This is a genomic window from Sphingobium sp., from assembly GCF_035511395.1.
In the GTDB taxonomy this organism is placed as follows: Bacteria; Pseudomonadota; Alphaproteobacteria; order Sphingomonadales; family Sphingomonadaceae; genus Sphingobium.
Window position 1 is genome coordinate 67,060 of record NZ_DATKFP010000155.1, and the last position, 18,446, is coordinate 85,505.

The following is an 18,446-nucleotide window of genomic DNA, read 5'->3' on the forward strand; positions in this document are numbered from 1 at the left end:
TTTTTGTCACACTCATGTAACGACGGGGTGATTTGAGCGCTTGCTTTGGCGGGAGGAAAAACTAGCCTCCTCCTTCATGGCAAAGGAACCGGCATTGGCGACCATCGCCGTCTACAGCCTCAAGGGCGGCGTGGGTAAGACCACCTTCGCGATCAACCTCGCATGGGCATCGGCCTGCATCTCGAAGCGGCGAACGCTGCTCTGGGATCTCGATCCGCAGGCGGCGTCGAGCTGGCTGATCTCCACCGACATGACCAGCCGGGACGCGGCGCAGGCGATCTTCAGCAAGGATGTGGAGGTGCGGAAACTCATCCAGCCATCCACCGTGCCGGGGCTGGACCTGATCGCCGCCGACACCTCGCTGCGCGGCCTCGACCATCTGTTCCGCGAGATGGACAAGAAGAAGCGGCTGGCCAAACTGATCGAGAGTCTGGGCCGCGATTATGACCGGATCATCCTCGATTGCCCGCCGGGCCTGACCGAAACCAGCGAACAGGTGCTGCGCGCCGCCGACCTGATCGTCATCCCGGTCATCCCCTCCCCGCTGTCGCAGCGCGCCATGGGGGAAGTCGCCCGCTATCTGGTCCAACGTGGCGGCAATCATGCGCCGATCCTGCCGGTCTATTCGATGGTCGACCGCCGCCGCAGCCTCCACCGCACGGCGCTGGAAAACCAGTCGAACTGGCACGCGATTCCGATGGCCAGCACGATCGAGCAGATGACGGTGCGCCGCAAGCCGCTGGGCGCCTTCGCCCCCACCTCGCCCCCGGCGCAGGCCTTCGCCTCGCTTTGGACGCAGGTGGAGCGGCAATTGCAGGCATGAAAAAGCGCCCGAGCATCGCTGCCGGGCGCTTCATCGATTTACAAGCCGTCAGGCGGCGATGTCGTAGGGACGGATCTCGCCGGTCAGATAGAGGTTGCGCGCCTTCGACCGGCTGAGCTTGCCCGAACTGGTGCGCGGCAGGGTACGCGGCGGCACCAGCTCGACGACGCAGTTCATGCCGGTGATGGCGCGGACTCGCTCGCGAATCTGGTCGCGCAGGCGCGAACGCTCCTCATTGTCCGAGGTGCGGCAATGGACCAGCACCGCAGGCGCTTCCTCGCCACCCGGCGTGGTGATCGCGAAGGCGGCGATATCGCCCTGCTTGAAGCCGGGCAGCTGCTCCACCGCCCATTCGATATCCTGCGGCCAGTGGTTCTTGCCGTTGATGATGATCATGTCCTTGGCGCGGCCGACAATGTAGAGATAGCCGTCGCTGAGATAGCCCATGTCGCCCGTGTCCAGCCAGCCGTCTGCCATGCAGGCGTCGGTCGCTTCCTGATCGCGGAAATAGCCGACCATCAGGCTCGGCCCGGTGGTCCACACCTTGCCGATCTGACGCTCGTTCATCAGGCCACCATCCTCGTCGCGGATTTCCACGATCATGTCCTTGGCGGGCTTGCCGCAATTGACGATCGATCGGAAACGCTGCGGACGGCCTTCGGGCGCATCGCCGCCCGACAGGTCGGTTTCCTCGACCAGTTCGACGATGATGCCTTCGCCCGGCGGCATGATGGTGACGGCCAGCGTCGCTTCGGCCAGACCGTAGCTCGGCAGGAACGCCTTGGGACTGAAGCCGGCGTCGGCAAAGGCGTCGACGAAGCTCTGCATCACGTCGGGGCGGATCATGTCCGCGCCATTGCCCGCAAGCCGCCAGCGCGACAGGTCGAAGCGATCCTGCGCCTTGGTCTGGCTCGACATGCGGCGGGCGCAGATATCGTAGCCGAAGGTCGGCGAATAGCTGATCGAGGTGCCGGTGTTGCGGCTGATCAGGTCCAGCCAGGCCAGCGGACGGCGGGCAAAATCCTCGGTCTTCATATAATCGGTCGACACCTGATTGGCGACGACCGACAGGAAGCAGCCGACCAGGCCCATGTCATGATACCAGGGCAGCCAGCTGATGCAGCGATCGCTGTCCTGTACCTGCATCCCATGGCTGTGCGCCGACAGATTGCTGAGCAGTGCATGGTGCGTGACCGCGACGCCATGCGGGAAGCGGGTCGAACCGCTGGAATATTGCAGATAGGCGATTTCCTCGCCCCTGGCCTGCGGCAGGTCGGCGGGGATCACGTCGCGGGCGATGAAATCTTCGAACGCGATGCTTTCGACATTCTTCTGGCGACCGGATTCGCCCGCCATTTCCTCCAGCTCCTTGGGGAAGAGGAAAAGCATCGGGTCGCAGCTCGACAGCTGGACGTTCAGCTGGTCGATATAGCTTTCCTTGCCGCCGAAGCTGGTCGGCAGCGGCAGCGGCACCGGCCAGGCGCCGGCATAGACGATGCCGAAGAAGAGCTGGGCGAAATCCATGCCGGTTTCGGCGACCAGCGCCACACGGTCTTCGGGCTTGACGCCATGGGCGATCAGACGATGAGCGCAGGCAATCGCGTCGGCGCGCAGCTCGCTGAACGGATAGGGCCGCGCCAGATTGCCACGCGCATCGTGGAAATTCAGGCCGCGCTTGCCGCGCGCCGCATAGTCCAGCGCCTCGCCCAGCGTCTCGAAATCGGAGAAGCGGCGCGGCAGATCATCATTGGTCGGCGTCGGTGCCATCATCTCTTGCGAACCCGTCATATTGGTTTCACCCAATGTCTTAAAACTTGTGAAAGCGGGGCCGCTAGCAGCTTTGACCGCCAGATGCACCGCCTATTCCATTCCAGCGTCGCTTAATAGCCGACAAGGCGCGGTAAAATTCCGGCCCGACTGTGGCATAAACATGGCGTATCGGGCATTGAGGCACGATATGACCGGGAAACGCCTCCCTCCGCCGCTTGACGAGGAATCGCTGCGCGACCTGGCGCTGCGCCATGTCACGCGCTTCGCCACCAGCCGGGGCAAGTTGCTGACCTATCTGAACCGCAAGCTGCGCGAGCGCGGCTGGGGCGGTGAACAGCCCGCCGATCCGGAAGCGCTGGCCGACCGCTTCGTCGAACTCAACTATATCGACGATGCCGGCTATGCGGTGATGAAGAGCGCTTCGCTCGGTCGGCGCGGCTATGGCGCACGGCGGGTCGAGGAGGAATTGCGCGCCGCCGGGATCGCGGAGGGCGACCGCGAGCAGGCCGACGCCCAGACCCGCAAGGACGCCTGGAGCGCCGCCGACCGCTTCGCCCGGCGCAAGCGCGTCGGCCCCTATGCGACCGCGCCGCTCGACCAGAAACAGCGGGAAAAGGCCATCGCCGCCTTCCTGCGCGCCGGCCATGACTATGCCGTCGCGCGGCGATGGGTGGATGCAGCGCCTGGAGCGGACATGGCGGAGGAGTGACACGCGGCGGCTCTAAAAATAGGAGAGCGGCACCTTAACTTCCCACATTTCCCGCAGATTTCGACATTATATGACAAATGTCGGAAATTTAATATCGTGCGAGTGGACAGCGTCCACGATGCGAACAGCTGTGGGCGGGATAGCAGATTGAAGCATTGTAGGACAGCAGGGGATCTGGGTGAAGGACGGCCATATTTGGCCCGCAAAGACCGTACTTCCATTCACCGCCACGCGACATGACCGGCACCAGAATGAACTTCGGCGGCATGACGGCCGCGACTCGTTTATGCAGGGTTTCCACCCCCTCTCTCCACCGTCATTGCTCCGTCTGCCGGCACCAAGCAAGATTCGCACAGCATCCCCGCCCAATCCTGCAACAAGCCGTCTCGCCACCGCCCGACGCTTGCGCAGCTTTCCACTTTGCGCCAGCACACGCCGTCGACAGAGCAAAAGGGGAGCCGAAAATCATGAGCTGGACACGCCGGAAGCCGATGGAGGCAATGATGCCCAAGGAGGCAGGCCATCAGATGGCACGCACCCTGTCCTGGCCGCATCTGCTGGCGCTGGGCGTCGGCGCGATCGTCGGCACCGGCATCCTCACGCTGATCGGCGTCGGCGCGGACCGCGCCGGCCCCGCCGTCCTGCTTTCCTTCGCCATTGCCGGCGCGATCTGCGCCTGCGCCGCGCTTGCTTATGCGGAATTGTCCACCATGATGCCGGCGGCGGGCAGCGCCTACAGCTATTCCTATGTCGTGCTCGGCGAAGGCATCGCCTGGATCGTCGGCTGGTCGCTGATCCTGGAATATAGCCTGGTCGTGTCGACCGTCGCGGTCGGCTGGTCGGGCTATGCGGCGCCGCTGCTGACGCCGCTGGGCTTCCCGGAACTGTTGACGAAGGGGCCGGAACTGGGCGGCGCGATCAACCTGCCCGCCATCTTCATCATCGCCGTGGTCGCAGGCCTGCTGATGTTCGGCACACGCGAAAGCGCCCGCCTCAACACCATCCTCGTCCTTATCAAGATCGTGACGCTCAGCCTGTTCGTCGCATATGCTCTGCCGGCCTTCGACGCGCAGAATCTCGAACCCTTCATGCCCTTTGGCTTTGCCAAGCATATGGGGCCGGACGGGGTAGAGCGCGGCGTCATGGCCGCCGCCGCGATCATCTTCTTCGCCTTTTACGGCTTCGACGCCATCTCGACGGCCGCAGAAGAGGCCAAGAATCCCGACCGCGATCTGGCTATCGGGATCGTCGGATCGCTGATCGTCTGCACGATCATCTACGTCCTCGTCGCCGCCGCCGCGATCGGCGCCCTGCCCTTCACCCGCTTCGCCGACAGCCCGGAACCGCTGGCGCTGATCTTGCGGGAAATGGGACAGGGCGGCATCGCCCGCATCGTCGCCATCGCCGCCGTGATCGCTTTGCCCACCGTGCTACTCGGCTTCCTCTATGGCCAGAGCCGCATCTTTCTGGTGATGGCGCGCGACGGCTTCCTGCCGCAATCGCTGGCCCGCATTTCAAAGCGCGGCACCCCCGCCCGCATCACGCTGGTCACCGCCGCACTGGTGTCGATCATCGCCGGCGTCCTGCCCATCGACGAGATCGCCGCGCTGGCGAATGCCGGTACGCTGATCGCCTTCACCGCCGTGGGCCTCTGCCTCCTCGTCCTGCGCAAGCGTGCGCCGGACCTCAAGCGTCCCTTCCGCACCCCGGCCGCCTGGTTCGTGGGGATCGGCGCGGTCGCGGGTTGCGCCTATCTGTTCATGAGCCTGCCGATGAAGACCATCATCGCCTGCGCAATCTGGAATGCGATTGGGTTGGCGGTGTACTTCCTCTATGGGCAGAGGCGGGCGGCTGTCGCTCGGTGATCAGGCCGCCAGCGGCTTGACCGCCAACTCGTCGGCATGTTGGCGCGCCACAGAAAGGGCATGGCGCGCCTGCATCCGCATCAGCGTATCGGCGTCGATACCGAATAGCTTCTCGAAACGGATCGCCATGTCCGCCGTCAAATCCTGGCGTTGGTTGAGCAGGCGGCTGACCGTCTGGCGCGTGACGCCCAGATGATTGGCCACATCGCCCACCTTCAGGCCATGCGCCTCGACAATCTCCGTCCTGAGCCAGTCGCCGGGATGAACCGCCAGCGATGCGTGCATCTTAAGCACCATGGTAATCCTCCAAATCCATATCGATCAGTGCGCCCGCTTCATTGAAACGAAATGTCAGCCGCCAGTTGCGCGTCACCGTCATCGCCCATGTCCCGGCCCGATCACCAGTGAGAGGGTGTAGCCCATGATTGGGCGGTTGTGACAATATCTCCAGAGATGTGGCCGCATCGATGAAAGCCAGCATTTTTCGCAGCCTCGCAACGTCGCCGACCAAGCCCTTGGCATTGCCCGTCTCGAAAAAGCGGCGCAGCCCTTTGTGCGCGATGCTTTCGATCTCCATATGTAACGCTATAGGTTACGCAGTGCAAAACGTCAACCAAGACGTTACACGCACCCCCCTAGCGCTCTTGTCGCTTTCCCACTACATGCCCGCCCATGGGACGTTTCTCGAAGATGCATGGCCTGGGCAACGACTTCGTCGTGATCGACGCGCGTGACAGCGCCATCGAGATGACGGAGGCACGCGCACGCGCCATAGCCGATCGCCATGCCGGGATCGGCTGCGACCAGTTGATCCTGATCGGCGAAAGCGACGACGCCGACGTGTCGATGCAGATTTTCAACGCCGACGGCAGCGAAGTGGAAGCGTGCGGCAACGCGACCCGCTGCGTCCCCCTGTTCGTCGGCCGCGACGTACTGATCCGCACGAAGGCGGGCCTGCTCGATGCGAAGGGCGTCGATGGCGGGGCCAGCGTCGACATGGGCGCCCCGCGCTTCGACTGGGACGCGATCCCGCTCGCCTACCCCATGGACACGCTGAGCATGAGCGCCAGTTGGGAAGATCTGCCCGCGCCTGCCGCAGTCAATGTCGGCAACCCGCATGTCATCTTCTTCGTGGACGATCTGGACGGTGTGAACTTCGACCGTCTCGGCCCGCTGATCGAGCATGATCCGCTGTTCCCGGCACGCGTGAACGTCAATTTCGCGCAGGTCGTGGGCGACAATCATATCCGCCTCGTCGTGTGGGAACGCGGCGCGGGCCTGACGCGCGCTTGCGGCACGGGCGCCTGCGCCACCGCCGTCGCCGCCATCCGCCGCAAGCTGATGAGCGGTCCCGTCACCGTCAGCCTGCCGGGCGGCGACCTCGTCATCGACTGGGCGCCGGGCGGCACAATCCAGATGACCGGCCCCGCCACCCATGTCTTCGACGGCGAGGCCGACTGGTCCCGTTTCTGACCGCCATGGCCGGCCCCGACATCATCACCATGGGCTGCCGCCTCAACATCGCGGAGAGCGAGGCGATCCGGGATATGGCGCGCGGTCAGGACGACCTGATCGTCGTCAACAGCTGCGCCGTGACCGCCGAAGCGGTTCGCCAGACGCGTCAGGCGATCCGCCGGGCGAAGCGGGAGCGCCCTGACGCCCGCATCCTCGTCACCGGCTGCGCCGCCCAGACCGAACCCCAGACCTTCGCCGCCATGGCGGAAGTGGATGGCGTGATCGGCAACCGGGAGAAGATGGAGGCCACGTCCTTTGCCCCCGTGGTGGAGAAAGTCCGCGTCTCCGACATCATGGCCGTGCGCGACACCGCGCCGCATATGGCGTCCGCCTTCGCCGACCATGCCCGCGCCTTTCTGGAAGTGCAGAATGGCTGCGATCATCGCTGCACCTTCTGCATCATCCCCTATGGCCGGGGGAACAGCCGCTCCGTTCCCGCCGGCGCCGTGGTGGACAGGGCCAAGCAACTGGTAGACGCCGGCTACCGGGAAATCGTGCTGACCGGCGTTGATGTCACCAGCTACGGTCCCGATCTGCCCGGCAGCCCGTCGCTCGGCCTGCTGATCGAGCGCATCCTGAAAGGGGTGCCCGACCTCCCCCGCCTGCGCCTCTCCTCCATCGACAGCGTAGAGATAGACGAGCGCCTGTTCGACCTGATCGCGCACGATCCGCGCATGATGCCGCACCTGCATCTGTCGCTTCAAGCGGGCGACGACATGATCCTCAAGCGCATGAAGCGCCGCCACGCCCGCGCGGACGCGATCCGCATCGTGGAGCGCATGAAGGCCGCCCGGCCCGACATCAGCATCGGCGCCGACATCATCGCCGGTTTCCCGACCGAGGACGATGCCATGTTCGCCAACAGCCTGGCGCTGATCGATGAATGCGATATCGTCCACGGCCATATCTTTCCCTACTCGCCCCGCACCGGCACGCCCGCCGCGCGCATGCCGCAGGTGGATCGCGCGACGATCAAGGCCCGCGCCGCCCGCCTGCGCGACGCCTGCGCCGCCCGCCGCGACACATGGCTGCGCCGCCTGATAGGCACCACCCAATCGGTGCTGGTCGAGCGCAGCGGCCTCACCGGTCATGCCGAAAATTTCGCCCCGGTGCGCTTCGTATCGGCGCAAGCTCCTTCCTCCATCGTCCGCGCAAGCATCACGGGCCTTGAGAATGGCGCCCTGATCGCGCAAGAGGCAGCATAATGACTGATACCGGCACCAGCTGGCGCGACCGTCTCTTCGGCGGCCTGAAGCGCACGTCCGACAGGCTCGGCGACAATCTCACCGGCCTTTTCACCAAGGCCGCGCTCGACGAGCAGACCCTTGATGAGATCGAGGAGGCGCTGATCGTCAGCGACCTTGGCCCCGCCATGGCCGCGCGCGTGCGCGATCGCCTGGCCGAAGGGCGCTACAACAAGGAACTGACCGAGGAATATCTGCGCGAGATCATCGCGGAGGAGATCGAGAAGACCCTCGCCCCGGTTGCGCGCCCGCTGGAGATCGAGGCTTTCCCCCGTCCGCAGGTTATACTGGTGATCGGCGTCAACGGATCTGGCAAGACCACGACCATCGCCAAGCTCGCCAATAATTTCCTAGAGCAGGATTATGGCGTGATGCTGGCGGCGGGCGACACGTTCCGCGCGGCGGCCATCGGCCAATTGAAGGTCTGGGCCGAGCGATTGGGTGTCCCCATCGTCGCGGGCAAGGAAGGCGGCGACGCCGCCGGCATCGTGTTCGACGCGGTGAAGCAGGCCACGGAAACGGGCATAGACGTGCTGATCGTCGATACTGCCGGGCGCCTCCACAACAAGACCGAACTGATGGACGAACTGGCCAAGGTGCGCAGGGTGCTGGGTCGATTGAACCCCGCCGCCCCGCACGACGTTGTCCTGGTTCTGGATGCCACCACGGGACAGAATGCATTGAACCAGATCGAAGTCTTCAAGGAAACCGCGCAGGTGACGGGGCTGGTCATGACCAAGCTGGACGGCACGGCGCGCGGAGGCGTGCTGGTCGCGGCGGCGGAGAAATATCGCCTGCCGATCCACGCCATCGGCGTGGGCGAGAAGATCGAGGATCTACGCCCCTTCGATCCGGGCGACATGGCCAGGGCGATTGCGGGGACAGCCTATGCCCGCTGACACCAAGCCCGCCGCAAAGCCCGCGCATAATGGCACCCTCTCGCTGGCGCTCGACTTCGGGCCGCTGCTGGTCTTCTTCCTGACCTACAAGGGCGCTGGCTGGATCTGGGGACCGGGCAATCCGATCACCGCCATGACCTTCGGCACCGCCGCCTTCATGATCTCGATCGTGGTCGCGGTCATCGTCTCCAAGGTGAAGCTGGGCCGGGTGTCGCCCATGCTCTGGCTGTCGGCGCTGCTGATCCTCTTCTTCGGCGGCCTCACCATCTATTTCCACGACCAGAGCTTCATCCAGCTCAAGCCGACCATCATCTATGCCTTCTTCGCGATGATGCTGTTCGCCGGGCTGCTGCGCGGCAAGCCGCTGCTCAAATATCTGCTCCAGGCGGCCTATGACGGCCTGACCGAAACCGGCTGGCTGAAATTGTCGCGCAACTGGGCCTTCTTCTTCGTCGCCATGGCAGTCGCGAACGAGGTGATGCGCCGGACGATGACGTTCGACACCTGGCTCGCAGTCAAGGTGTGGGGCGTGACCATCGTGTCGGTCGTCTTCGCCGCCGCGAACATCCCGATGCTGATGCGCCATGGCCTGACATTGGGCGATGGCCTCGACAGCGACGAGGTGGGCGAAACCACCCCGCCGCAGGGTTAAGTGATTTCCAGTGAAATGGAACATTTCACGGCTCGGAGATCACGGAAAACGAAGATAATTGATTTCAGGCGGCCTGCACCACGTCATCGATGATGATGTCGCGCAGATGACCGTCGCGGTCGGGCCAGAGGATCGAGGCGCCCACCCGCATCCCGATCAGCGCCGCGCCGATCGGCGTCAGGATGGAAATGCGTCCCAGCGCCACGTCGGCATGGCTGGGATAGACCAGCCGCACCCGCCGTGCCGTGCCGTCCCTCGCGTCGCGATAGGTGACGCCCGATCCCATGGCGACGACATCGTCGGGCAGTCCGCCCGGCGCGCAGAGGCTTGCGCGGCCGACCTCCTCCAGCAGCAGCTGGCACACGTCCGGAAAACGGTCGCGCGCCGCCCAGGCGAGGTCGGAGATCATGTCGGCTTCGGATTCGACGAGATGGATGGGCGGCACCGCCGCCCAGCTATGATGCAGGGTCATGGAAAGGCTTCCTGATAGAGAGGCGTGGCCCGCGCTGCGGGCGTCAGACATCAGCTAAGGTGCCCCGGACCCTGCCGGCGGCGCGCCTGTCAGGTCCGGGGCGGATTGCCCGCGAGAAGCTGGCCTCCGTGATGACGGAAGCGCGGAAAGGCTGTGCCGCTCTGCATGGCGCGATCCTGTTCGAGCGAAGCTACCCTGTCAAGCAAGCCACCCTTCAAGGTCAGTTCTGCGCACCAATTTCTGCGATCGTTTCGCAATAGGCACATATCTGTTTTCTTGGGCGTTGGGGCAGCATATGGGAAGCGGCGGAGGCGACCACGCCCCGCCCGGACCATAGAATCAAACGGTCGCGCCAGCCTGCGCACGGCCGTCCCATAACGAACCCGAGGAGTTCCGCCATGGCCTTTGTTCTGCCCGACCTGCCCTATGCCAAGGATGCCTTCGGCGACATCCTGTCGGTCGAAACCTTCGATTTCCACCACGGCAAGCATCACAACGCCTATGTCGTGAAGGCCAATGAACTGGTCGCCGCCGACGCCTCGCTCCAGGGCAAGTCGCTGGTCGAGTTGATCAAGTCGTCCAAGGGTGGCCTGTTCAACCAGGTCGGCCAGATCTGGAACCACAGCTTCTACTGGCAGTCGCTGTCGCCGACCAAGACCGAGCCGACCGGCGACCTGCTGACCAAGATCAACGAAGCCTTCGGTTCGGTCGATGCGCTGATCGAAAAGCTGAAGGCGGAAGCCGTCGGCCATTTCGCCAGCGGCTGGGCCGCGCTGATCCTGAAGGATGGCAAGCTGGAAGTGACCAGCTATCATGACGCCGACACCCCCGTCGCGCATGAAGGCCATGCGCCGCTGCTGATCGTCGATGTGTGGGAACATGCCTATTATATCGACTATCGCAACCTGCGCCCCAGCTATGCCGACCGCATCCTCAAGGAAGCGATCAACTGGGACTTCGCTGCGCTGAACCTCGACGGCGAAGGCGCCAGCCGCGCCGACCAGCCGGCCTGATCACGGAACCGCCCCTGCGCTCACCGCGCGGGGGCGGGACGCCGACCTGCCGTGAAACGACATATGCCGCTCCGAATCGGCTGCGATGCAACAGTCCGTTAATCCTGTCAGCACATGATCGGCCTGCCATGGGAAAGGGTCGCACATGGACATGAGCACACTGCGCCGGCAGCATGACGAAATCAGCCTGACGGCACGCCTGCTGAGGCAGGCCATATCCGATGATCGCCTGCCACGCGGCGTCGCGGGCCTGCGCTGGCAACTCGCGCGACAGCTGATGGCCCATCTCGCGCTTGAGGATGGCATTCTCTATCCTTCGCTGGAACGGTCGCCCAATCGGGAGACCCGCGAACAGGCCATCGTGCTGCGCAAGGAGACCGGCGCATTGGCGGATCGTTTCGCTATCTATCTGGCAACCTGGAGCGACGATCGCATCGTGGACGAATGGCTCGCCTTCTGTATTGAGACGCGCCAGATCCTCGATGCCCTGGATGCCCGGATAGAACGGGAGAACCGCCTTCTCTATCCGCTGGCCGACGCCGTGCAGCGTATATCGTCCCAGACCGCTCGCCGCGCCTGACCGATTCAGGCCGCTTCCAGTTGCGCCACGAACTGGTCGGTCGCGCGTTGCAACGCCTGCGCCGTGCGCGACAGGCCCGAAGCGGCACTCGAGACCCGATCGGACAGGCTTTCCGTGCTGCGGGCCATATCGGCCACCTGCTCCATCCGATCCGCCATCAGAGTGGCATCGCGCGCGGTGTCCCGTGCGGACTGGCCGATAGCCGTCGTCGTATCGCGTTGCAGGCCCACCGCCCGCTGGATTTCCTGAGCGGTATCCGCGAGCTGTTCGACTGCACCTGCGACGTCGGACAAGGCGTCCTGCGCCTGCCCTGCCCCTTGCTGCGCCGACAGGGCAAGCGACTGGATTTCGCCGGTCGCACTGGCGGCCTGCCCGGCAAGCTGCTTTACCTCCTGCGCAACGACGGCAAAGCCGCGACCGACATCACCGGCGCGCGCCGCTTCGATCGTCGCATTGAGCGCCAGCAGATTGGTCCGCCCGGCGATCTGCGTGATTGAATCGGCAAAGCTGGTGATCGATGCGGTGCGACTCTGCATATCGCGCATCGCCCGATGTCCCGCGCTCGACACGCGCTGCGCCTCTCCGCCAAGCATTGCCTGCTGGGTCGCTGCGGTGGCGATCGCCGTGATCGATTCGGACAGTTGCTCGATCCGGCGCGCCAATTGTCCGGCGCGGCTGGACGATTGTTCGGCAGCCATGACGGTCTCGTCCGTTCCCGCACTCGCCCGCCGCGCCACATCGTTCAGCGCCCGCGCTGATTCTTCCAGTTCACCGGTCGCGGTGCTGACGGCCAGAACGACATCGGCGATCGATTGACGAAAGGCCTGAACCAGTCCCAATGTTTCGGCGCGTCGATCCGCAGCGAGGCGCGCCCTCTCCTGCTCGCGCTCGGTTCGAAACGCGGCTTCGCGTTCGCCCGCCTCGCGACTCGATGTCATTGCCGCTTCGGCCGCGGCACGTCCCGCCTCCGCATCCTGCGCGAGCCGGGCAGCACCACTTGCATGCCGGTCCAGCACCAGCAACAACCCACGCAACTGGGTCGTCAAATAGCAGAGCACGGTCGACTCAATGACTACGGCCACGGCATGGATGGCGACGCGCTGTACGTCGCCACCACCAGGGAAAACCCAGGACGGCACCAGAAAGCTCAGCACCAGATGGTGCAGCGCCACCATGACACCTGCCAACAGGATCGGCCGCCAATCGTACAGCAAAGCCAGACCGGCGAGCGCGACGAAGAAAAACATATGGCCGTCCATCTGCCAGCGATGGCCGGACATCAGGAACAGGCCCAGCGCAGGCTGCACCGCCGCCAGCGTACCGACGGCCAGTCGCACGTCCAGATCCTGCCGCTGCCGCATGACCATGATCGTGGGCAGGGCATTGGCCAGGGCCGACATCAGGAGAACCCGCCCGACATTGTCGAGTTGAAGCCCCAGCCCCATCAGTCCGAGCGTCGCGGTCCACAGCCAATTGGCCAGCATCAGGATACGCAGCCCATGCAATCGCAGGCTGCCGAGGCCATTCATCGCGCTCATCAGACAATCTCACCACAACCGCCGGCACGAGCGGAAATCGCAAGGACGCCGGCATGGAGCAATGGTGCGGCCAACCGCTCCCGCTCTCCTTCAACCAGCAGCGAACCAGCCCAGGGTCCAGCCGCCACGAGAAGCGCACCATGCGTGATCGCCACCGACGCCAGACCGGCGCGGCCCTGCTCCGTCATCGGAACGAGCAGCATGCGACCGCTCGCTGGCGGCACGGCATATAGCGCAACCAGGCCAAGCATCGACAACCCGCAATGCGCGAACAGGGGCAAATGCCCTTGCAAGGAGGAAAGCCATCTCATCCCCTCCATTATGGGGAAAGATGGTAAGAATAGGGTTAATGATCCCCCGCCGCCAATCCCAAGATCGTCGCCAGTTCATCCAGATCGGCATCTGGCCGCACGAGCAGCCAGTCGCGACTGGCAGCACCGTTCACAACCGTGACTGCACCCTTGGGACAAACGCCCAGACAGGCAACCTCGATGATGCCCGCCGTTGCCTTGCGCCCCTTCTTGAGCGATAGATGCCTGCGCAGCGCCTTGACCAACCGCTCGTCGCCGCGCGGTCCGAAGCCACCATCCAGCTTCTTGGAACATTTGCGGCAGACCAGCACGGCGTTCTGCCAGTTGGAGCGGACATGATCCTTAATCGTCTGCGCCCCTCGGCTTCCAGGTGCGACGCTCTTCGGCCGCGCGCAGCACTTCATAGGCGGCCTGAATGGTCTGGAACTGCACGGCCGCTTCGGCATCGCCAGGCTTCACGTCGGGATGATATTCCTTGGCGAGGCGCCGCCAGCTTTTCTTCACGGCCTCGAAACTGGCGTCATCCTCCAGTTCCAGCGCCTTGAGCGCATGAAGCTCGTCGCGCGAGCGGCTACCGTCGCCCGGACCACCCCAGCCATGATAGGCGCTCGACTGGAAACCTCCGGCATCGCGGCGCTCGGCATGTTCGCGCTGCGCCCGCTCTTCGGCGTCAAGTCCCTGAAAATAGTCCCAATTCTTGTTATATTCGGCCGCATGGTCGCTGCAAAAATACCAGCGATCGCGGCTGTTGGGCGATTTGGGCGCGGGGCAGTCGCCCGGCCTGTCGCAGCCATAACGGTCGCACAGGCGCACCTGCTGCGCCTCGCGCGCTGAACCATAGCTGCGCCAGCGGGGGAAACCCCAGTCATTGGATCGGCTCTGTCTTGCCATCGGACCAGAGTAGGGATTTGGTCGGCGAAACGCCACCCTGCCGCAGTGCAAAAACAGCGCAAAAATGCCAGAGGGCCTGTAAGCCGGGTTCTGTCCACTCCGCCAACCCGAAGATGGGCGGAGATAGGCGACCATTCCTCTAGGGAACGGATTGCTCCGTTCCTCCAGCAACCAACCCGGGCGGTCTCGGCCGAAACATGCCTAGCAGCCTTGCGACTGCGCGCCGCCCCTATTCGGTCTTGCTTCCGGTGGGGTTTACCGTGCCGCCGCCCGTTGCCGGGGGCGCGGTGCGCTCTTACCGCACCCTTTCAATTTCGCGGGGTCGAAACCTTCGCGACCTGCTTTCTGTTGCACTGTCCCTTGGATCACTCCAGCCGGCCGTTAACCGGCACCGTCATTTCGTGAAGCCCGGACTTTCCTCGCCGTGGAAGTTACCCGCCACGCCGCGGCCGCCCGGCCCTCTGGCGACGCGGGCCTTAGACCGATTCTTGCGGCCAGTCACCCCCGTTCAGTCCGCTTATTCGTCGCCCTGGGGCTTGGGCAGCAACAGGGCGAGCAGGATGGCGCGACATTCGCCGTCGATCACGCCGTCGATCAATTCCGGGCGGAAGCGCCGCTGAAAGGCGACGACCGCCGCATCCGGCTCCGCTATGTCATAACCGAACCGTTCCAGCGCCAGCATGAAAGCGCTGTCGGTCCAGAGCGGGTCCATCAGATTCTTGGTCGGCCTTGGCAGGGCGAGGCGCAGCCGCGCCAGTTGGCCCCAGGGAAACAGTTCACCGGGATCCTGCTTGCGCGCCGGCGCGACGTCGCTGTGCCCGACGATGTTGCCGCGCGTTATGCGATGGCGCTGGACGATATCGTGGATCAGCGGAATCAGCGCACTCATCTGCGCGTCGGGAAACGGGCGATAGCCCCATTCATGGCCCGGATTGACGATCTCTATGCCGATGCTGGCCGAATTGATGTCGTCGGTGCCACGCCAGTGCGACCGGCCGGCATGCCAGGCCCGCTTGGCCTCGTCGACCATGTGGACGATCTGTCCTTCCTCGGTCACGACATAATGAGCCGACACCTTCGATTCCGGGTTGGCGAGCCAATCGATCGCGCTCTGCGCGTCGGGCATGCCGGTATAATGCAGCACCAGCATCGATATCGGCGATTTGCGCTCGTCATAATTGGGCGAGGGCGTTTGGGTCATGGGAATATCGGTCATCGGGAAAGGCCAGTCACTTCCAGCAGCTCGGTCATCGCGCCCTTCCGGCCGCCTGTCCTCGCAGCGGCCTTGGGCAACCATGGCCGAGACTCGCCCTGCAATCAAGCTATGGTTAAAGGCCTGGGATGACCCGATGATCAGCCGGCGCGACGCACCGGCCCCAATGCATGGGCAGGCAGCGGCGCCTGCCGTGCATAGCCGCCGCGAAATTCCGGATGGGCGGTGAAGTCGTCGCCCTGCCCGATCACCGTCTCCCCCGCGCCCAGCAGCAATACCGATCGGGCGTGACTATGCCGCGCGAGCAGACGAAGCACGGTCTGGCGCCGCTCCGGCGTGAAATAGAGAAGCACGTTGCGGCAGAGCAGCAGGTCATAGTCGCCCGACGGCACCGTCGGATCGAACAGATTGTCCTGCCGGAAATCGATCATCCGGCGCAGTTCAGGACTCGCCCGCCAGTCGTCGCCATGCGGCTCGAACCATTTGATGAGGTCGCCGATGGCCAGCCCGCGCTGCGCGTCCATCTGGGAAAAGACACCGGCGCGCGCCTGATTGATCGCGGCGCCCGACACATCCGTCGCCAATATCTCGATCCGCCAGCCATTCCAGCGCGCCCAGTCGTTGCGCAGCTGGATCGCCAGCGAATAGGCTTCCTGTCCGGTCGAGCAGCCCGCGCTCCAGATGCGAATGGTGCGATCCTGACGCTCGAAATGGATGTGCGGCAGGATCTGGCGGGACAGCATGTCGAAGATCTGGAGGTCGCGGAAGAAGCTGCTCTCATTGTTGAGAAGCGCGTCGATCACCGACTGTTCCAGTCCGGCATCAGTCTTGCGCAACAGCCGCGCGGCCAGCGCGTCGATATCGGCCAGACCGTGATCGCGCAGCACGGGCCGCAAGGCCGTTTCCATGCGCCAGGCGCGCCCCTCGGACAGGGTCTGTCCGGTTCGCGCTTCCAGCAGGCCGGACAGAAGACGGGCGGCGCCCTGATTCAGCCGCCCCGTGGGTGCGGAAGGTTCCATCATCATGCGCACACCTTCCCGCGCCGGGCGATGAAGGCCATCATCGCCGCCGGCTCCAGCAAGGCGCAGCTGAGACCCGCACTGGCGATCGAACCGGGCATACCCCAGACCACGCTGCTCGCTTCGTTCTGCGCGACGATCCAGCCACCCGCCGCCACGATGTCGCGCGCGCCCATGGTGCCGTCACGGCCCATGCCGGTCAGCACGACCCCGGCCGCGCCGGCGCCGTAGACATCCGCCATGCTGGCGAACATCGGATCGACCCCCGGAAGATTGCCCGCAGGTGTGCGATCGGGATTGAGCTGGATGGTGACGCGTCCGTGCAGCCCCTTGCGCAGTTGCAGATTGGCGTCGCCGGGGGCGACATAGACGGTATCAGGCGTCAGAAGATCCCCCGTTTCCGCGACCTTCACCCGCAGGCTGGTCATGCGCGAAAGCTGTTGCGCGAAATAGACGGTGAAGCTGAGCGGCAGATGCTGGGTCAACAGGATCGGCACGCCCAAGGGCATGGAAAGACCCTGAAACAGCTGGCCCAGCGCATGGATGCCGCCGGTGGATGCCCCGATGCCGACGCAAGCCAGCGGCTGCGCCACCGATTGCGGAGCCGATTGCGGGACGTGACGCGGCATTGGAACGGTCGATCCACCATCGAACAGCCGGTTGAGCCGCTCGATCAGCGCCTGCGGAAATTGCTCGCCGAAGCTGCCGCTGCCCGGCTTCGACACGATATCGCTTGCACCCAGCGCCAGCGCCTCGACAGCGGCGGCGCTGCCTTCCTCGCACTTGCCCGACAGGATCGCGACCTTCACGCCCGCGCTGGCTTGCAGGATCGAGGGCAGCGCGGCCAGGCCGCTCTGGCCCGGCAACTCGATATCGAGCAGCACCAGATCGACCGCATTGTCCGCCAGATAGCTCAGCGCATGTTCGGCGCTGTTGGTCTTGTGGACGACGGCATAGCGCGGATCGGCGTTCAGGATGCGTTCGATGACGGTGCGCACCACGACCGAGTCGTCTACGACCAGCGTGCGAACCGGCCCGCTTCCGCTAATGGGACTGGTCATGATCGGCACGATGGCGGTCATCACGGCGCTTTCTGCACGAACGATGGTAGGAAGGCGGAACGCCCCTGATCGGGGCCGGTCGGATCGTTAGATGACCCCCACGATCGCCAGCTTGCTTTCCAGCGTTTCGCGATCGAACGGCTTCATCACATATTCGTCGGCGCCAGCCTCGACCGCCGCCTTGATATGGCTGATGCCGTTTTCGGTAGTGCAGAAGATGATCTTCGGGCGCGCCTCCATCCGGGCGCCCGACAGCGCCTGAAGAAATTCCATGCCGCTCATCACCGGCATGTTCCAGTCGAGCAGCACGACATCGGGCGGAGACGCTTCGCACTGGGTCAGGGCATCCTGCCCGTCCACTGCCTCGCTCACTGTCAGATCGAGCGATTCGAGGATGTGACGGGCCACCTTGCGGATGACCTTCGAATCGTCGACGACCAGGCAATTCTTCATGAAACGTCCTTTGGATTATGCGCCCCGAATGCACGAAGGTTAACCGGCAAAACGAAGGATTTGGTAAACGCGGAGAAAAATCACGCGGCCTGTGCGACCGCGCAGCCCTCGATAAAACCAGCCAGCGACACGAGCAGCCAGGGATGCCCCTCATGCTCCACAATCGCACGGGCGTAAGGCGCCCAGGCGGAGTCCAACTGTCCCCGCAGCGGCACTTCGCCTTCGGGCACATGGCAGATGTCGGTCACGCTATCGACCATCAGGCCGTAGCTGTGACCGCTGATGTCGGCGATGATCGCCAGCCCGCGCTGATCGGCGGGCGTGGCCCGGCCATGCACGATGGCGACGACATCGATGATCGTCAGCACCCGGCTGCGCAGCGCGGAAAGCCCCGCCACATGCGCGCCCATGCCCGGCA

22 protein-coding genes and 1 other RNA gene are annotated in these 18,446 nt (G+C 64.5%); 9 read left to right on the forward strand and 14 right to left on the reverse strand.

The window, feature by feature from the left end; all coding sequences use genetic code 11:
* Positions 1–76 precede the first annotated feature (76 nt).
* On the forward strand, positions 77–823 hold the full coding sequence (locus VMR39_RS10295) for a ParA family protein (protein ID WP_325415867.1): 747 nt from the start codon (positions 77–79) through the stop codon (positions 821–823).
* A 48-nt stretch (positions 824–871) separates the two neighbouring features.
* Here VMR39_RS10295 and VMR39_RS10300 read toward each other — a convergent pair whose 3' ends face one another.
* Positions 872–2,593: a fatty acyl-AMP ligase gene (locus tag VMR39_RS10300; RefSeq protein ID WP_325415894.1), complete on the reverse strand. Its 1,722-nt coding sequence runs from the start codon at positions 2,591–2,593 to the stop codon at positions 872–874.
* Positions 2,594–2,780: 187 nt separating this feature from the next.
* Here VMR39_RS10300 and VMR39_RS10305 point away from each other — a divergent pair, with 187 nt between their 5' ends.
* The gene (locus tag VMR39_RS10305; RefSeq protein ID WP_325415868.1) at positions 2,781–3,302 is read left to right on the forward strand and encodes a regulatory protein RecX; all 522 of its coding nucleotides are present in this window, start codon (positions 2,781–2,783) and stop codon (positions 3,300–3,302) included.
* A 467-nt stretch (positions 3,303–3,769) separates the two neighbouring features.
* Positions 3,770–5,167, forward strand: a complete 1,398-nt coding sequence (locus VMR39_RS10310; RefSeq protein ID WP_325415869.1) for an amino acid permease — start codon at positions 3,770–3,772, stop codon at positions 5,165–5,167.
* On the opposite strand, the gene VMR39_RS10315 is transcribed toward VMR39_RS10310, so the two are convergent.
* Both VMR39_RS10315 and VMR39_RS10320 read right to left on the reverse strand, forming a co-directional pair.
* Positions 5,168–5,464, reverse strand: a complete 297-nt coding sequence (locus VMR39_RS10315) for a HigA family addiction module antitoxin (protein WP_325415870.1) — start codon at positions 5,462–5,464, stop codon at positions 5,168–5,170.
* Positions 5,454–5,744 (reverse strand): type II toxin-antitoxin system RelE/ParE family toxin, encoded by a 291-nt coding sequence (locus tag VMR39_RS10320; RefSeq protein WP_325415871.1) that lies wholly within the window; start codon positions 5,742–5,744, stop codon positions 5,454–5,456. Before VMR39_RS10320 ends, VMR39_RS10315 begins: the two co-directional genes overlap by 11 nt.
* 95 nt (positions 5,745–5,839) lie before the next feature.
* Here VMR39_RS10320 and dapF point away from each other — a divergent pair, with 95 nt between their 5' ends.
* From dapF to ispZ, 4 genes are read left to right on the forward strand one after another with little or no spacing between them, the layout of a single operon-like run.
* A complete protein-coding gene (gene dapF, locus VMR39_RS10325; protein WP_325415872.1) occupies positions 5,840–6,640 on the forward strand; it encodes a diaminopimelate epimerase in 801 nt (266 codons plus the stop codon).
* 5 nt (positions 6,641–6,645) lie between these two features.
* Positions 6,646–7,887: a tRNA (N(6)-L-threonylcarbamoyladenosine(37)-C(2))-methylthiotransferase MtaB gene (gene mtaB / locus VMR39_RS10330; RefSeq protein ID WP_325415873.1), complete on the forward strand. Its 1,242-nt coding sequence runs from the start codon at positions 6,646–6,648 to the stop codon at positions 7,885–7,887.
* Positions 7,887–8,825, forward strand: a complete 939-nt coding sequence (gene ftsY / locus VMR39_RS10335) for a signal recognition particle-docking protein FtsY (RefSeq protein WP_325415874.1) — start codon at positions 7,887–7,889, stop codon at positions 8,823–8,825. The genes mtaB and ftsY overlap by 1 nt, the downstream gene beginning before the upstream one ends.
* The gene (gene ispZ, locus VMR39_RS10340; RefSeq protein ID WP_325415875.1) at positions 8,815–9,477 is read left to right on the forward strand and encodes a septation protein IspZ; all 663 of its coding nucleotides are present in this window, start codon (positions 8,815–8,817) and stop codon (positions 9,475–9,477) included. The genes ftsY and ispZ overlap by 11 nt, the downstream gene beginning before the upstream one ends.
* 64 nt (positions 9,478–9,541) lie before the next feature.
* Here the strand turns inward: ispZ and rnk are convergent, their stop codons facing one another.
* Positions 9,542–9,949 (reverse strand): nucleoside diphosphate kinase regulator, encoded by a 408-nt coding sequence (gene rnk / locus VMR39_RS10345; protein ID WP_325415876.1) that lies wholly within the window; start codon positions 9,947–9,949, stop codon positions 9,542–9,544.
* A gap of 398 nt (positions 9,950–10,347) precedes the next feature.
* Here rnk and VMR39_RS10350 point away from each other — a divergent pair, with 398 nt between their 5' ends.
* Positions 10,348–10,962, forward strand: a complete 615-nt coding sequence (locus VMR39_RS10350; protein ID WP_325415877.1) for a superoxide dismutase — start codon at positions 10,348–10,350, stop codon at positions 10,960–10,962.
* Positions 10,963–11,113: 151 nt separating this feature from the next.
* Entirely contained in the window at positions 11,114–11,542 is a 429-nt protein-coding gene (locus VMR39_RS10355; RefSeq protein ID WP_325415878.1) for a hemerythrin domain-containing protein, read from the forward strand.
* Between the two features lie 5 nt (positions 11,543–11,547).
* On the opposite strand, the gene VMR39_RS10360 is transcribed toward VMR39_RS10355, so the two are convergent.
* The 10 genes from VMR39_RS10360 to VMR39_RS10405 form a co-directional block, all read right to left on the reverse strand.
* The gene (locus tag VMR39_RS10360) at positions 11,548–13,080 is read right to left on the reverse strand and encodes a methyl-accepting chemotaxis protein (protein WP_325415879.1); all 1,533 of its coding nucleotides are present in this window, start codon (positions 13,078–13,080) and stop codon (positions 11,548–11,550) included.
* The gene (locus VMR39_RS10365; RefSeq protein ID WP_325415881.1) at positions 13,080–13,331 is read right to left on the reverse strand and encodes a hypothetical protein; all 252 of its coding nucleotides are present in this window, start codon (positions 13,329–13,331) and stop codon (positions 13,080–13,082) included. Before VMR39_RS10365 ends, VMR39_RS10360 begins: the two co-directional genes overlap by 1 nt.
* A 95-nt stretch (positions 13,332–13,426) precedes the next feature.
* Positions 13,427–13,795 (reverse strand): (2Fe-2S) ferredoxin domain-containing protein, encoded by a 369-nt coding sequence (locus VMR39_RS10370; protein ID WP_414712491.1) that lies wholly within the window; start codon positions 13,793–13,795, stop codon positions 13,427–13,429.
* A complete protein-coding gene (locus VMR39_RS10375) occupies positions 13,734–14,282 on the reverse strand; it encodes a J domain-containing protein (RefSeq protein ID WP_325415883.1) in 549 nt (182 codons plus the stop codon). The genes VMR39_RS10370 and VMR39_RS10375 overlap by 62 nt, the downstream gene beginning before the upstream one ends.
* 63 nt (positions 14,283–14,345) lie before the next feature.
* Positions 14,346–14,747, reverse strand: an RNA gene (rnpB, locus tag VMR39_RS10380) — RNase P RNA component class A.
* A 52-nt stretch (positions 14,748–14,799) separates the two neighbouring features.
* On the reverse strand, positions 14,800–15,498 hold the full coding sequence (locus VMR39_RS10385) for an N-acetylmuramoyl-L-alanine amidase (RefSeq protein WP_325415885.1): 699 nt from the start codon (positions 15,496–15,498) through the stop codon (positions 14,800–14,802).
* 137 nt (positions 15,499–15,635) lie between these two features.
* Positions 15,636–16,520, reverse strand: a complete 885-nt coding sequence (locus VMR39_RS10390) for a protein-glutamate O-methyltransferase CheR (protein WP_325415887.1) — start codon at positions 16,518–16,520, stop codon at positions 15,636–15,638.
* Entirely contained in the window at positions 16,517–17,596 is a 1,080-nt protein-coding gene (locus VMR39_RS10395; protein ID WP_325415898.1) for a chemotaxis protein CheB, read from the reverse strand. Before VMR39_RS10395 ends, VMR39_RS10390 begins: the two co-directional genes overlap by 4 nt.
* A 66-nt stretch (positions 17,597–17,662) precedes the next feature.
* Complete coding sequence (locus tag VMR39_RS10400) at positions 17,663–18,028, reverse strand: response regulator (RefSeq protein WP_325415888.1); 366 nt, start codon at positions 18,026–18,028, stop codon at positions 17,663–17,665.
* 80 nt (positions 18,029–18,108) lie between these two features.
* Positions 18,109–18,446 (reverse strand): chemotaxis protein CheW (locus tag VMR39_RS10405; protein WP_325415889.1); only part of this gene is annotated, 338 nt, incomplete at its 5' end.